The sequence below is a fragment of the Shinella zoogloeoides genome (assembly GCF_020883495.1).
GTDB lineage: Bacteria > Pseudomonadota > Alphaproteobacteria > Rhizobiales > Rhizobiaceae > Shinella > Shinella zoogloeoides.
Window position 1 is genome coordinate 2,765,514 of the sequence record NZ_CP086610.1, and the last position, 14,490, is coordinate 2,780,003.

A 14,490-nucleotide genomic window follows, 5' to 3' on the forward strand; every position below is an offset into this window, starting at 1 on the left:
GCGCCCTTTTTGCTGGCAGGCGCTTTCGCTCAGCGCCGGCATTTGCCATCATGCCGCCACCGAGCTTCCGCAACATCGGGGCAGAGACGGAGCCTTTCACGATGAGCAAGACGATCCCCGCCCGCATCGCGCGCCTCGGCATTGCCCTCGTCGCCGCCGCCGGTATCGTCGCGGCCGCGCTTCCCGCTGGCGCGCAGGAACAGCCGCGCGAGCGCAAGACCATCCTCGAATTCCTCTTCGGCAAGAAAAAACCCCGGGAGGTCATTCCCGCCGAGCCGCAGGTCCGCAAACCGCGCACCACCGCCCGCAAGAAGAAGACGACGACCACGGTCGCCAAGACGCCGGAAACACCCGTCGTGGAAAAGCTGCCGGATGCGAAGGTGGTGCTGGTCGTCGGCGACTTCATCGCCGGCAGCGTCGGCGAGGGCCTTGCTGCCGCCTTCGAAGCGACGCCGGGCATTCGCGTCGAGCGCCGCACGAACGGTTCCTCGGGCATCGTGCGCGACGATTATTACAACTGGCCGGAAACCCTGCCCGCGCTCATCGCCGAGACCAAGCCCGCACTCGTCGTCGTCAGCATGGGCGCGAACGACCGCCAGCAGATGACCGTCGCGGGCGAGAAGGAGAAATTCCGCTCCGAGGCCTGGACGAAGGAATACGAAACACGCGTCGCCCGCCTCGCCACGCTGGCGCGCCAAAGCGGCAAGCCGCTGCTGTGGATGGGCATGCCGGCCTTCCAGTCCTCCGCGCTCACCGCCGACATGACGACGCTCAACAACCTCTATCGCGCGGGCGTGGAAAAGGCGGGCGGCGAGTTCGTCGACATCTGGGACGGCTTCGTCGACGAGGACGGCAAGTTCGTCATTTCCGGTTCCGACATCAACGGCCAGCAGGTGCGCCTGCGCGGCTCGGACGGCATCAACTTCACCAAGGCCGGCAAGCGCAAACTCGCCTTCTACGTGGAAAAGGAAATCCGCCGCCTGCTCGGCGATGCCGCCGCCGACGGTCCCGGCCTGCAGGGTGACCTCAAGGACCTCGTCGTCGCCACGCCCCCGGTCGAGGACGCGGAAATCACCAAGACGCAGCCCATCAGCCTCGCCGACCCGGCGCTCGACGGCGGCACGGCGCTGCTCGGCGGCGCGCCGATCAAGGGCAACGGCAAGAGCCTGCGCGACAAGCTGGTGGAAAAGGGCGAGACCGCCGATGCGCCGCTCGGGCGCGTGGACGATTTCCGGATGAACAAGACGGCAACGCCTTGATTTCCTATGCCTGAAACGAAAAGGGCGCGCCGCTTTCACGGCGCGCCCTTTGTCATTCCCGAAGTCTAGCGCGGCAGCGTCGTCGCGCCCATCAGCGCCTCGTCGATGGCGCGTGCAGCCTGACGGCCTTCGCGGATCGCCCAGACGACGAGCGACTGGCCGCGGCGCACGTCGCCGGCCGTCCAGAGCTTGTCCACCGAGGTGCGGTAGTCGCGGTCGTTGGCGACGACGTTGGAGGAGCCGCGCTTGTCGGTGTTGATGGTCAGGCGGTCGCCGAGGTCCTTCAGCACGCTGTCGGTGAAGGGGCCGCGGAAGCCGATGGCGATGAAGGCGAGGTCAGCCTTGATGATGAACTCCGTGCCGGGGATCGGCTTGCGGCGGTCATCCACCTGGCAGCACTTCACGCCCGTCAGCACGCCGTCCTCGTCGCCGACGAATTCGAGCGTGCCGACCTGGAACTCGCGCACCGCGCCTTCGGCCTGCGAGGAGGAGGTGCGCATCTTCGTCGCCCAGAAGGGCCAGACGGCGAGCTTGTCTTCCTTTTCCGGCGGCTGCGGGCGGATGTCGAGCTGGGTGACCTTCACCGCGCCCTGGCGGAACGCCGTGCCGACGCAGTCCGACGCGGTATCGCCGCCGCCGACGACGACGATATGCTTGCCGCCGGCAAGGATCGGCGCGGAGGGCCAGCCGACGCTGTCGATGTTCTCGCGGCCGACGCGGCGGTTCTGCTGCACGAGGTAGGGCATGGCATCATGCACGCCGGCGAAGTCGACGCCCGGAATGCCGGCATCGCGCGGGGTTTCCGAGCCGCCGCAATAGAGCACGGCATCGTGCTCGGCGAGCATCGCATCCATCGTCTTGTCGACGCCGACATTGACGCCGTAGTGGAAAGTGACGCCCTCGCCGCGCATCTGGTCGACGCGGCGGTCGATGAAGTTCTTCTCCATCTTGAAGTCCGGGATACCGTAGCGCAGCAGGCCGCCGGCCTTGGATTCGCGCTCGTAGAGATGGACCTCATGGCCGGCGCGGGCGAGCTGCTGGGCAGCGGCCATGCCGGAAGGACCCGAGCCGATGACGGCGACCTTCTTGCCGGTCTTCACCGTCGCCGGCTGCGGCACGATATAGCCCATCTCATAGGCCTTGTCGGCAATCGCCTGCTCGACGGTCTTGATCGAGACCGGGGTGTCTTCCAGGTTCAGCGTGCAGGCCTCCTCGCACGGGGCGGGGCAGACGCGGCCGGTGAATTCCGGGAAGTTGTTGGTCGAGTGCAGGTTGCGGATCGCCTCTTCCCAGTTGCCGTTATAAACGAGGTCGTTCCAGTCCGGAATCTGGTTGTGCACCGGACACCCGGTCGGACCGTGGCAATAGGGAATGCCGCAGTCCATGCAGCGCGCGGCCTGCTTCTGCACTTCGGGGTCCGACATCGGAATGGTGAATTCGCGGAAATGGCGGATGCGGTCGGAGGCCGGCTGATACTTCATCACCTGCCGGTCGATTTCCATGAAACCAGTTACCTTGCCCACGTCAATAATCCTTGCTCAAGACGGGTGCCTCTCAGGCCCCGATGCCGGTACGCAGCTCCGCTGTCGTGCCGGTGAAGATGAAATCGATCCTGATTGCGCTGTCGCGCAATCGGTCAGTGAAGAGTAGTGAACCGCTGCCTCATTCGGCAGCGACCCCCATCCTCATGCGCTCCATCTCTTCGAGCGCGCGGCGGTACTCGACCGGCATCACCTTGCGGAATTTCGGACGATACTCGGCCCATTTGTCGAGAATCTCCTTGGCCCGCGGCGAGCCCGTGTAGTGCAGGTGGTTCGAGACGAGCTGGTAAAGCCGCTCCTCGTCGTGACGCGTCATGTCGTCGGACACGTCCACCATGCCCTTGTGCATGAGGTCGCCGCCGTGGTGGTGCAGCTTCTCCAGCATGTCGTCCTCTTCCGGCACCGGCTCCAGCTCGACCATCGCCATGTTGCAGCGGCGGGCGAAGTCGCCCTCCTCGTCCAGCACATAGGCGACACCGCCCGACATGCCGGCCGCGAAGTTGCGGCCCGTCTGGCCGATGACGACGACGACGCCGCCGGTCATGTATTCGCAGCCATGGTCGCCCACGCCCTCGACGACCGCGACGGCACCGGAGTTGCGCACGGCGAAGCGTTCGCCGGCAACGCCGTTGAAGTAGCATTCGCCCGAAATCGCGCCGTAGAGCACCGTGTTGCCGACGATGATCGATTCATGCGGCACCGCGCGGTTGCCCGCCGGGGGGCGCACGACGATGCGGCCACCCGAAAGGCCCTTGCCGACATAGTCGTTGCCGGCGCCCACCAGATCGAAGGTGATACCGCGCGCAAGGAACGCGCCGAAGGACTGGCCGGCCGTGCCGTTGAGCGTCACGGAGATCGTGTCGTCCTTCAGGCCCTTGAAGCCGTAGCGCTTGGCGACTTCGCCCGAGAGCATCGCGCCGGCCGAACGGTCGACGTTCTTGATATCGACCGCGAAGGCGACCGGCGTCTTGGCTTCCAGAGCGGGCTTGGCCTCAACGATCAGCTTGCGGTCGAGGATATCCTCAATCGGATGGTTCTGCCGCTCGGTCCAGTAGGTCGCCTCCTTCGGCGCATCGACCTTGTGGAAGATGCGGGAGAAGTCGAGACCGTTGGCCTTCCAGTGCGAGATCATCTTCTCCTTTTCGAGGAGCTCGGAGGCGCCGATGATCTCGTTCAGCGAACGAACGCCGAGCGAGGCCAGGATTTCGCGCACCTCTTCGGCGACGAAGAAGAAGTAGTTGATGACATGCTCGGGCGTGCCCTTGAAGCGCTTGCGCAGAACCGGGTCCTGCGTCGCAACCCCCACCGGACAGGTGTTGAGGTGGCACTTGCGCATCATGATGCAGCCGGCCGCAATCAGCGGCGCGGTGGCGAAGCCGAACTCGTCCGCACCGAGCAGCGCACCGATGACGACGTCACGGCCGGTCTTGAGGCCGCCGTCGACCTGAAGCGCGATACGCGAGCGCAGCTTGTTGAGCACGAGCGTCTGGTGCGTCTCGGCAAGGCCGATTTCCCAGGGGGAGCCGGCATGCTTCAGCGAGGTGAGCGGCGAAGCACCCGTGCCGCCGTCGAAGCCGGCGATGGTGATATGGTCCGCGCGCGCCTTGGCGACGCCGGCGGCAACCGTGCCGACGCCGACTTCCGAGACGAGCTTGACCGAGATATCGGCCTCCGGATTGACGTTCTTCAGGTCGTAGATGAGCTGCGCCAGATCCTCGATGGAATAGATATCGTGGTGCGGCGGCGGCGAGATAAGACCGACGCCCGGCGTGGAGTGACGGGTTTTCGCGACCGTCGCATCCACCTTATGGCCCGGAAGCTGGCCGCCCTCGCCGGGCTTTGCGCCCTGCGCGACCTTGATCTGCAGCATGTCCGCATTGACCAGATACTCGGTCGTCACGCCGAAGCGGCCGGATGCGATCTGCTTGATCGCCGAACGCTCGGGATTGGCGGAGCCGTCCGGCAGCGGCATGTAACGGTCGGCTTCCTCGCCGCCCTCGCCGGTGTTCGACTTGCCGCCGATCCGGTTCATGGCGACGGCCAGCGTCGTATGCGCCTCGCGGGAAATCGAGCCGAAGGACATGGCCCCCGTCGAGAAGCGCTTGACGATATCGACCGCCGGCTCGACCTCGTCGATGGAGATCGGCTTGCGGCCGGCCGCTTCCGCGCCCTTGATCGAGAACAGGCCGCGGATCGTGTTCATGCGCAGCGACGAGGCGTTCACCAGTTCGGCGAATTCCTTGTAGCGGTCGGCCGCGTTGCCGCGCACCGCATGTTGCAGCGAGGCGATCACGTCCGGCGTCCAGGCATGTTCCTCGCCGCGCATGCGGTAGGCATATTCGCCGCCGATATCGAGCGTGTTGGCGAGCAGCGGGTCGCGGCCGAAAGCGGCCTTGTGGCGGTTGAAGGTCTCTTGCGCGATCTCGTCGAGACCAATGCCCTCGATGGTCGTCGCCGTGCCGAAGAAATACTTGTCGGTCAACTCCGAGGAGAGGCCGATGGCGTCGAAGATCTGCGCGCCGCAATAGGACTGGTAGGTCGAGATGCCCATCTTGGACATGACCTTCAGGATGCCCTTGCCGATCGCCTTGATGTAGCGATAGACGACCTCTTCCGCGTCCACTTCCTTCGGGAACTCGCCGCGCTTGTGCATGTCGGTGAGCGTGTCGAAGGCGAGGTAGGGGTTGATCGCTTCCGCGCCATAGCCGGCGAGAAGGCAGAAGTGGTGCACTTCGCGCGGCTCACCGGTCTCCACGACGAGGCCAACCGAGGTGCGAAGCCCCTTGCGGATCAGATGGTGGTGCACGGCGGCGGTCGCCAGCAGCGCCGGGATCGCCACGCGGTCCGGCCCGATCTGGCGGTCGGAGAGCACGATGATGTTGTAGCCGGAGGTCACGGCCTGCTCGGCGCGCTCGCAGAGCCGGTCAAGCATTTCCAGCATGCCGTCCGCGCCGCGCGAGACGTCATAGGTGAAGTCCAGCGTCTTGGTGTCGAAACGATCCTCCACGTGGCCGATGGAGCGGATCTTTTCGAGGTCGCCATTGGTCAGGATCGGCTGGCGCACTTCCATGCGCTTGGCCTTGGCCGCACCGCCATGGTCGAGAATGTTCGGGCGCGGGCCGATGAAGGAGACGAGGCTCATGACCAGTTCCTCGCGGATCGGGTCGATGGGCGGGTTCGTCACCTGCGCGAAGTTCTGCTTGAAATAGGTGTAGAGCAGCTTGGTCTTGTCGGACATGGCCGAGATCGGCGTGTCCGTGCCCATGGAGCCGATCGCCTCCTGCCCCGTCGTCGCCATCGGCGACATCAGCAGGCGGGTATCCTCCTGCGTATAGCCGAAGGCCTGCTGGCGGTCGCGCAGCGACACGTCACGGCGCAGCGCGCGCGGCTCGACCGGGCCGAGGTCTTCCAGAATGATCTGGGTGTTGTCCAGCCAGTCGCGATAGGGGTGCTTTTCGGCAAGCGCGGACTTCACCTCCTCATCGGAGATGATGCGGCCCTCTTCCATGTCGATGAGCAGCATCTTGCCCGGCTGAAGACGCCACTTCTTGACGATGCTCTCTTCCTTGACCGGCAGCGTGCCGGCTTCGGAGGCAAGGATCACGCGGTCGTCGTCGGTGACGAGGTAGCGGGCGGGACGCAGGCCGTTTCGGTCGAGCGTCGCGCCGATCTGGCGGCCATCGGTGAAGGCGACGGCGGCCGGGCCGTCCCACGGCTCCATCAGGGCGGCGTGGTATTCGTAGAACGCCTTGCGCTCGGGGCTCATGAGCTGGTTGCCGGCCCAAGCCTCGGGGATCAGCATCATGACCGCATGGGCCATGGAGTAACCGCCGCGCACGAGGAACTCGAGCGCGTTGTCGAAACAGGCGGTATCCGACTGGCCCTCGTAGGAGATCGGCCAGAGCTTGGTGATGTCGTCGCCGAAGAGTGGCGAGGAGACGGACGCCTGACGGGCCGCCATCCAGTTGACGTTGCCGCGCAGCGTGTTGATTTCGCCGTTATGGGCGACCATGCGATAGGGATGCGCCAGCTTCCACGACGGGAAGGTGTTGGTGGAAAAGCGCTGATGCACGAGGGCGACAGCCGATTCGAAGCGCGGATCGGCGAGGTCCTTGTAATAGGCGCCCACCTGATAGGCGAGGAACATGCCCTTGTAGACGATGGTCGTCGAGGAGAGCGAGACGGGGTAGAAGTTGCTCTCCTCGCCTTCATACTCATCATAGATGCGGTTGGAGATCACCTTGCGCAGCGTGAAAAGCCGGCGCTCGAACTCGCCGTTCGTGGCGGCCTCGCGGCCCGCGCCAACGAAGACCTGCACATGGCGCGGCTCGGTGGCGGCAATCTCGGGGGCCTTGGAGAGCGAGGAATTGTCGACCGGCACGTCGCGGAAGCCGATGAGGACCTGTCCCTCTTCGGCAACGACATCCCCGATCACCTTCTTGAAGTAATCGACCAGCTTCTCGTCCTGCGGCATGAAGATGTGGCCCACGGCATATTCGCCCGCCTTCGGCAGCGTGATGCCCTGCTTTGCCATCTCCTCGCGGAAGAAGCGGTCCGGAATCTGGACCAGAATGCCTGCACCGTCACCCATCAGCGGATCTGCGCCGACGGCGCCGCGATGCGTCAGGTTCTCGAGCATGAAGAGCCCGTCCTGAACGATCTGGTGCGACTTCTTGCCTTTCAGATGCGCCACAAAGCCGACGCCGCAGGCATCGTGTTCGTTACGCGGATCGTAGAGTCCTTGTTTTTTCGGCAGGCCCGGTGTGGAAGCGCGCGTTTTGGCGCCCGTCGCAGTCGTCTGCGCCCGGGTCTGCCGCAAATCATGTGCTTGAGTCTTCACCACCATCTTTTCCTCCTGTTGGCCCGGCATCGTGCGGGCATTCCGTCCGCTTCCAGGGAAGCGTCGCCTGTTGCATGAACCTGATGCGACCGCAAAACGACGGCCGATCCGGTGGATCATCGGAACCGTCGGGGCGGCGGGTCTTGGAAGTGGCTTCCACCCGGCGCCGTTTTCGGCGCTTTCCAAGGGTGGGAACAGCGCCTCTTCGGTCTTCTGACCGAAATAGGACAGTAACGCTGTCCTATTTCAGGTGCTCTATGCCAGAAACACCCCTACCCCGCAAGGCCATCATGCCAAATAATCACCACCTCATGAAGAAAAATTGCCTGCGCTTCCGGGTGCTTGAAATTAAATTACGGCGCTTCGACGCATTGTTTCCGTTCCTTTCAATTTCAGGAAAATCGGACATTTCAGCCAAATCCGGCGATTGATCGCCGATTTTTCTCCATTATGGTCCCTTCCGGCCCTCATTCGCACTGGAAACCGCATGATTTTCGCTTCCGACAACTGGGCAGGCGCTCATCCCGACATTGCAAGAAGCCTCGTGGACGCCGCCGGCGGCTTCGCTCCCGCCTATGGGACGAGCGACCTCGACAAGCGTGTGGAAAAGACGTTTTCCGAGATTTTCGAGCGCGACGTCGCCGTCTTCTTCGTCGGCACCGGCACGGCAGCCAATTCGCTGGCGCTCGCCAGTTTCAACCGGCCGGGCGGGCAGGTCTTCTGCCACCGCGAGGCGCATGTGAATGTCGACGAGTGCAACGCGCCGGAATTCTTCGCCACCGGCTCCAAGCTGGCCCCTATCGACGGCCCCGCGGGAAAATTCTCGCCGGAGGCCCTCGCCGCCGCCATCGGCCGCTTCCCACCGGATTTCGTGCATGGCGGCCAGCCGATGGCCGTCACCATCACCCAGGCGACGGAAGCCGGCACCGCCTATACGCTGGATGAAATTGCCGCCCTCTCAGCGGTGGCGAAAGAGGCCGGCCTGCCGCTGCACATGGACGGCGCACGCTTCGCAAACGCCCTCGTCCATCTCGGCGCGACACCGGCGGACATGACCTGGAAGCGCGGCGTCGACATCCTCTCCTTCGGCGGCACGAAAAACGGCTGCTGGTGCGCCGAGGCCCTCGTGCTCTTCGATCCGTCGAAGGCGCGGCAGATGCACTACCTGCGCAAGCGCTCCGCCCAGCTCTTCTCCAAGTCCCGCTTCATCGCCGCCCAGTTCGATGCCTATTTCCGGGACGGTCTCTGGCTCGACCTCGCCCGCCATTCCAACGCCATGGCGAGCCGCCTCGCCGAAGGCTTCGCCGCTTCCGGCAAGGCCCGCCTCGCCTGGCCGACCGGCTCGAACGAACTCTTCGCCATACTGCCCGACGCGGCCTTGAAGGCCCTCCGGGAAAAGGGCGCCACCTTCTACGACTGGCACCCCGGCCCCGACCTTCAGGCAACGATGCAAGATGATGAAACGCTGATCCGCCTCGTCACCAGCTTCGCCACGACGCAAGCGGATGTGGACGCCTTCCTTTCGGCGCTTTGACACAACAAAAAAGGCGGCGCCTTGCGGCACCGCCCCCTTCATTCCCGAACGAAACGCTTAGTTGGTCTGCGCTTCGATCTGCTTGGCTTCGCGCCCGATGGCGGCGATCTCGATACGGCGGGGCTTCGCGGCTTCCGGAATCTCGCGAAGAAGATCGATGTGAAGCAGACCGTTCTTCAGCGAAGCGGCGCGCACTTCCACATGATCGGCGAGCTGGAAGCGGCGCTCGAAGGCGCGCTTGGCAATGCCGCGGTAGAGATACTGGCTTTCCTCGGACGCTTCGTCCTTCTTCTCGCCCTTGACCGTCAGCGCATGTTCGCGCGCTTCGATGGACAGTTCGCTTTCGTCGAAACCGGCAACCGCCATGGTGATGCGATAGGTATTTTCGCCGGTGCGCTCGATATTGTAGGGCGGATAGCTCTGGGCCTGGTCAGGCTGGCCGAGGCTGTCGAGCATGGTGAAGAGACGGTCGAAGCCGACGGTGGAACGATAAAGGGGGGAGAAATCGACGTGACGCATGGTGTCCTCCTTCAGAGCAACGGTTGCGATCTTTCAAAGAGCGGCCCCTGATTTCAAAAGGAGCGGCCCGGTTCATCCGGCCTCCGCCCCTTTCTGGCGACGGCAGCCTCGACGGACCCTTGCGGCGCCCGTGACGATGAGATGGGAACGCCATTTGGGCGGTTCAAGCCCGCGCGGCCGAGAAAAATTCCGACATGAACGACAAATGAACGGCCGCTTCGGACAGCGTTCAGCTTGGCCTTGCTAGAACCGCGACATCGGAAGCAACAACTTTCGACGACCGGGGTGCAACGTCCCTTCCGCCACGGTCAAACTGCGCCGGACTGCATGTGAGCCACCCCCGTGCCGCATGCATCCGGCTTTTTTCTTTGACGGCTCCAATGGGAGCGCCTATCCATCGAACATCACCTGTGAGACCGCGCTGTCCGATGGATTCCATCCTCTACGCCACCCCCGACAATCCCGTTCCGGAAAACCATTTCGCCGGCTTCCTGGAAGGCAGCGGCGGCGTGAAGATCCGCTACGCCGTGTTCCGCTCCAGCGAGCGCGAGGCCAAGGGCACGGTGGTGCTGCTGCAGGGCCGCAGCGAGTGCATCGAGAAATATTACGAGACGATCAACGACCTGACGGCACGGGGCCTGTGGGTGGCGACCTTCGACTGGCGCGGGCAGGCCGGCTCCGGCCGCCTGCTGACGGCAAGCCATGCCGGCCATGTCTCCCGCTTTGCCGATTACGAGGCCGACCTTTCTCTCTTTCTCGAAAAGATCGTGCTGCCCGACGCACGCCTGCCCTTCTTCATCGTCGCCCACTCGACGGGCGCGCTCGTCGCCCTCTCGCAGGCGCCGTTCCTGGAGAACCGCATCGAACGCATGGTGCTGGCGGCGCCCTTCGTCGCCCTCGGCGGCCAGTCGATGAGCCAGCGCCGCATCGCCATCATCGCGCGCCTCGCCTCGATGACCGGCCTTGGCAACCGCACCTTCCGCAGGAGCGAGCCGTCCTTCGACTTCGCCAGCAATGTCGTCAGTTCCGACGCGCGCCGCTTCGCCCGCAACGCCGCCATCTATGCGGCGCATCCCGAGCTTTCCATCGGCTGGCCGAGCGCGCGCTGGCTGAACGAGACGCTTCGCGCCATGGCCCGCGTGACGCATCAGGATCACCTGACGCGCATCCGCATTCCCACGCTGCTGCTCTGCCCGACAGCGGATGTGCTGGTGCCGCGCAAGGCCATCGGCGATCTTGCCCGCATCTTCCGCGCTGCCCGCCTCATCGAGATCGACGGCGCGCGCCATGAGCTTTTCCAGGAAGCCGACCGCTACCGCGCGCAGGCGATGGCGGCCATCGACGCCTTCATTCCGGGCAGCGACGCCGAGGACACCGGCCTCGGCGCATAAGCATTCCCGAAGAGCCGCGCGGCTCAGGCCCGGAGCAGCGCCATCGCCTCGTCATAGACCTTGCGGCTGCCGGCCGCGATGATCTCGCCGCCCATTTCCGCCGGCCCGCCGTCCCAGGCGGTGATGATGCCGCCCGCCTGCTCGATGACCGGGATGAGGCCGCCGACATCGTAGGGCTTCAGCCCGCATTCGACGACGAGGTCGACATGGCCGGCCGCCAGCAGCGCATAGGCGTAGCAATCGACGCCGTAGCGGAAGAGCCGCACCTTGTCCTGCACCGCCTCGAAGCGGGTCTTGCGGCTCTCGGTGAAGAGATGCGGCGACGTCGTGAACATGATGGCGTCCGACAGGCCGTTGCACGGCCGCGTCGACAGCACCTTGCCGCCATCCGGCCCGGCATAGCGGGACACATTGCCGTCGGCGAAATAGCGCTCACCCGTGAAGGGCTGGTCGACGAGGCCCATGACGGCCTCGCCGTTGCGGTAAAGGCCGATCAGCGTGCCCCAGACCGGAACGCCGGAGATGAAGGCGCGCGTGCCGTCGATCGGGTCGATCACCCAGACATATTCTCGGTCGAGGCCGACCGAGCCGTGCTCTTCGCCAAGAATGCCGTGTTCGGGGAAATGCCGCTCGATCAGCACGCGGATCGCCGCTTCCGCCGCCCGGTCGCCTTCCGTTACCGGATCGAAGCCGCCGGCCTCCTTGTTGACGACGTCGGCGCCGACGCGGAAGCGCGGCAAGGTTTCCTTCCTCGCCGCATCGGCAAGGAGGTCGAAGAAGGCGCGGTCAGGCAGCATGGCAATCTCTCGGAGGGGTTTTCATCGAAGCCCCTCATACTGCATCGCCGGCCAAAACGGAACCGGATTGAGGGGACTGCCGCGCCGGGAAGCCCCGGACGGACCGCAAATTCATCTCGCACATGCGCTTGACAATTGTGCGATGCAATATTACCTTTTCCTCACAGTCACCTGTGACTGTAAATACCCTCCGTGGGTGTTTCCTCCCTAGACTTGACCGCGCCGCAAGCGCGGTTTTTTTTGACGGGGAGACGGCCTATTCGGCGGCGAGCGCCCGGTCGGCGGCGTATTCTTCCACATAGTCGGAAAAATCCTGCAGGAAGGCGGAAATCGCCGTCTGCATCACCGCGAAATCGGGCCGCTTCACCAGCGTCGCCTCATCGATGTAAAGGCCGCGATTCACCTCGATCTGCAGGGCATGCAGCCCCTTGGCCGGCCGGCCGTAATGCTCGGTGATGAAGCCGCCCGCATAAGGCTTGTTGCGCACGACGGAAAAGCCCATGTCCTCCAGCAGCCGCATGGCGACGCGCGAAAGCTCGCCGGAGGCGCTGGTGCCGTAGCGGTCGCCAATGATGAAATCCGGCCGGATGCCACTCCCCGAAACCCGGATATTGCCCGGCATGGAATGGCAATCGACGAGCACCGCCAGGCCGAAGGCGACATGGGTGCGCACGACAAGCTGGCGCAGGCGCGCATGATAGGGCTTGTAGACCGTCTCGATCCGCTCCAGCGCCGCCTCGACGGGAAGGCGGTGGCGGTAGATTTCCATGTTTTCCGCAACGACGCGCGGAATGGTGCCAAGTCCGCCGGCGACACGAATCGAGCCGATATTGGCGAAGGACGGCAACGGACCGTCGAACATGCGCGGGTCGAGTTCGTAAGGCTCGCGGTTCACATCGAGCCAGGCGCGCGGGAAATGCGCAACCAGCATGGGCGCGCCGAGCGCCGGGGCGACGGAGAAGAGTTCGTCCACATAATGGTCTTCCGACCGGCGGATGCCGAGCGCGTCGAGACGGGAGCCGTCGAGGAAGCCCTGTGGATAACGGCGCCCGCTATGGGGCGAATTGAAGACGAGGGGCACGCTCTGCGAAACCGGCTCCAGCACTTCGAAGTCGCTGTTTTCGCTTGAAGCCTCCGCCATCGCCGTCCTTTACCATGCCTGAAAGTCATTGCGCCTTTCATGTTGCCAGCGGGTTTGGCGCGTGTCCATACTCAGATAAGGAGGGATCGGGGCTTGCCCTCTCCCATTCACCGGATATTTACCGGGATACGCTCTTGTAACAGAACCGCCCGTCCGCGGGCAGACACCCTTCAGCAACGGTTTGCGAATTCCATGACACCCAAGATTCTCCTCGCCGAAGACGACAACGACATGCGCCGCTTCCTGGTGAAGGCGCTCGAAAAGGCGGGCTACCAGGTGCTGTCCTACGACAATGGCGCCAGTGCCTACGACCGGCTTCGCGAAGAACCCTTCTCGCTTCTCCTCACCGACATCGTCATGCCGGAAATGGACGGCATCGAGCTGGCGCGCCGCGCCACCGAGCTCGACCCGGACCTGAAGGTGATGTTCATCACCGGCTTCGCCGCCGTGGCGCTCAACCCGGATTCCAAGGCCCCGAAGGACGCAAAGGTCCTCTCCAAGCCGTTCCACCTGCGCGATCTCGTGGAAGAGGTCAACAAGATGCTGGCCGCCTAAGGCCCGGAAAAGACCGCGAAATCGGCGCGCAAAAAAAGCTGAAAAAGCCTATTGACGCCGCCGGATGTTTTGTGGTCTATGCCCCTCATCGAACGGGCGTGTAGCTCAGCGGGAGAGCACTACGTTGACATCGTAGGGGTCACAGGTTCAATCCCTGTCACGCCCACCATTCGATCCTCAAAGGCCTTTCGGGAAACCGCAAGGCCTTTTGCATTTCCGGGCCGGTCGCCCGCTTACTCCTCCTCCCATATTTCAAGTTTCGGCTCGCCGGTGAGCGCACGCGCCCTGGCAAGGTAGGCCGCCGCGGCGGCGTGATCGCCGAGACGGCGCGCACTTCGGGCAATGGTGATGGCCGGCAGCGGGAAGCCTCGGGCGGAGCACCAGTCGAGCGCCAGCCTAGACACCGCGATGCCACGCTCATAGGCGCCGGCGTCATACAGGGCCGCGCCGAGACCGCTGTTGATCCAATGGTCGATATCGGCGCCGGAAAGATGGGCGTCCGCATGGTCGGATGCGGCCTGCCAGTATGCGACCGCCTCGCCATGCCGTCCGTCCGCCCCGGCCTCTATCCCTTGCCGTGCAAAAGCCAGCGCTTCGGCCTCGCGCGGATTTTCCGTTTGTTTTTCGGACATTGGCCCCTCCCCGGAGCGATTTTCCGGCCTCGCGGACGGTCTTGCGGAAATACACATATGCCGGCGAGGAAACAGTTGACGGCAGCGGGTGTTTTGCGCTCATATGATGTCAGGTACAAGCCGCTCTTTTGGGCTGAGGCCGCTGCCAAGACCGTGAAAAGGCAGAGGAATCCGGCAAGGAGACGGCTGGCGGCGATGTCTCCCCCTCGCACGATTACCCCAAGAATACGTAAAGTGTTTATCGCCTGGCTATGCTTGCAGCGCTCTACCGCAGTGCGAAG

10 protein-coding genes and 1 tRNA gene are annotated in these 14,490 nt (G+C 64.3%); 5 read left to right on the top strand and 6 right to left on the bottom strand.

All coding sequences use genetic code 11. The features are described from left to right. Positions 1-101 precede the first annotated feature (101 nt). The gene (locus tag K8M09_RS13775; RefSeq protein WP_160785244.1) at positions 102-1,259 is read left to right on the top strand and encodes an SGNH/GDSL hydrolase family protein; all 1,158 of its coding nucleotides are present in this window, start codon (positions 102-104) and stop codon (positions 1,257-1,259) included. A 65-nt stretch (positions 1,260-1,324) separates the two neighbouring features. On the opposite strand, the gene K8M09_RS13780 is transcribed toward K8M09_RS13775, so the two are convergent. Beyond that, entirely contained in the window at positions 1,325-2,782 is a 1,458-nt protein-coding gene (locus tag K8M09_RS13780; protein WP_160785243.1) for a glutamate synthase subunit beta, read from the bottom strand. 139 nt (positions 2,783-2,921) lie between these two features. Further along, positions 2,922-7,646, bottom strand: coding sequence for a glutamate synthase large subunit (gene gltB / locus K8M09_RS13785; protein WP_160785242.1), 4,725 nt, complete (start codon positions 7,644-7,646; stop codon positions 2,922-2,924). Positions 7,647-8,127: 481 nt separating this feature from the next. Here gltB and K8M09_RS13790 point away from each other — a divergent pair, with 481 nt between their 5' ends. Beyond that, the gene (locus K8M09_RS13790) at positions 8,128-9,174 is read left to right on the top strand and encodes a threonine aldolase family protein (RefSeq protein WP_160785241.1); all 1,047 of its coding nucleotides are present in this window, start codon (positions 8,128-8,130) and stop codon (positions 9,172-9,174) included. 57 nt (positions 9,175-9,231) lie between these two features. Here K8M09_RS13790 and K8M09_RS13795 read toward each other — a convergent pair whose 3' ends face one another. Continuing rightward, positions 9,232-9,693, bottom strand: a complete 462-nt coding sequence (locus K8M09_RS13795) for an Hsp20 family protein (RefSeq protein WP_160785240.1) — start codon at positions 9,691-9,693, stop codon at positions 9,232-9,234. A gap of 428 nt (positions 9,694-10,121) precedes the next feature. On the opposite strand from K8M09_RS13795, the gene K8M09_RS13800 reads away from it, so the two are divergent. Next, positions 10,122-11,084: an alpha/beta fold hydrolase gene (locus K8M09_RS13800; RefSeq protein ID WP_160785239.1), complete on the top strand. Its 963-nt coding sequence runs from the start codon at positions 10,122-10,124 to the stop codon at positions 11,082-11,084. A gap of 23 nt (positions 11,085-11,107) precedes the next feature. Here the strand turns inward: K8M09_RS13800 and hisN are convergent, their stop codons facing one another. Next, positions 11,108-11,881 carry a histidinol-phosphatase gene (hisN, locus tag K8M09_RS13805; protein ID WP_160785238.1) on the bottom strand — a complete coding sequence of 258 codons (774 nt, stop codon included), beginning with the start codon at positions 11,879-11,881 and terminating at the stop codon, positions 11,108-11,110. A gap of 256 nt (positions 11,882-12,137) precedes the next feature. Continuing rightward, positions 12,138-13,022, bottom strand: coding sequence for an N-formylglutamate amidohydrolase (locus K8M09_RS13810; RefSeq protein ID WP_160785237.1), 885 nt, complete (start codon positions 13,020-13,022; stop codon positions 12,138-12,140). A 192-nt stretch (positions 13,023-13,214) separates the two neighbouring features. Here K8M09_RS13810 and cpdR1 point away from each other — a divergent pair, with 192 nt between their 5' ends. Both cpdR1 and K8M09_RS13820 read left to right on the top strand, forming a co-directional pair. Next, a complete protein-coding gene (gene cpdR1 / locus K8M09_RS13815; protein WP_023512679.1) occupies positions 13,215-13,577 on the top strand; it encodes a response regulator CpdR1 in 363 nt (120 codons plus the stop codon). A 94-nt stretch (positions 13,578-13,671) separates the two neighbouring features. After that, positions 13,672-13,746, top strand: a tRNA-Val gene (locus tag K8M09_RS13820). A gap of 64 nt (positions 13,747-13,810) precedes the next feature. On the opposite strand, the gene K8M09_RS13825 is transcribed toward K8M09_RS13820, so the two are convergent. After that, entirely contained in the window at positions 13,811-14,209 is a 399-nt protein-coding gene (locus K8M09_RS13825) for a hypothetical protein (RefSeq protein WP_160785236.1), read from the bottom strand. Positions 14,210-14,490 lie beyond the last annotated feature (281 nt).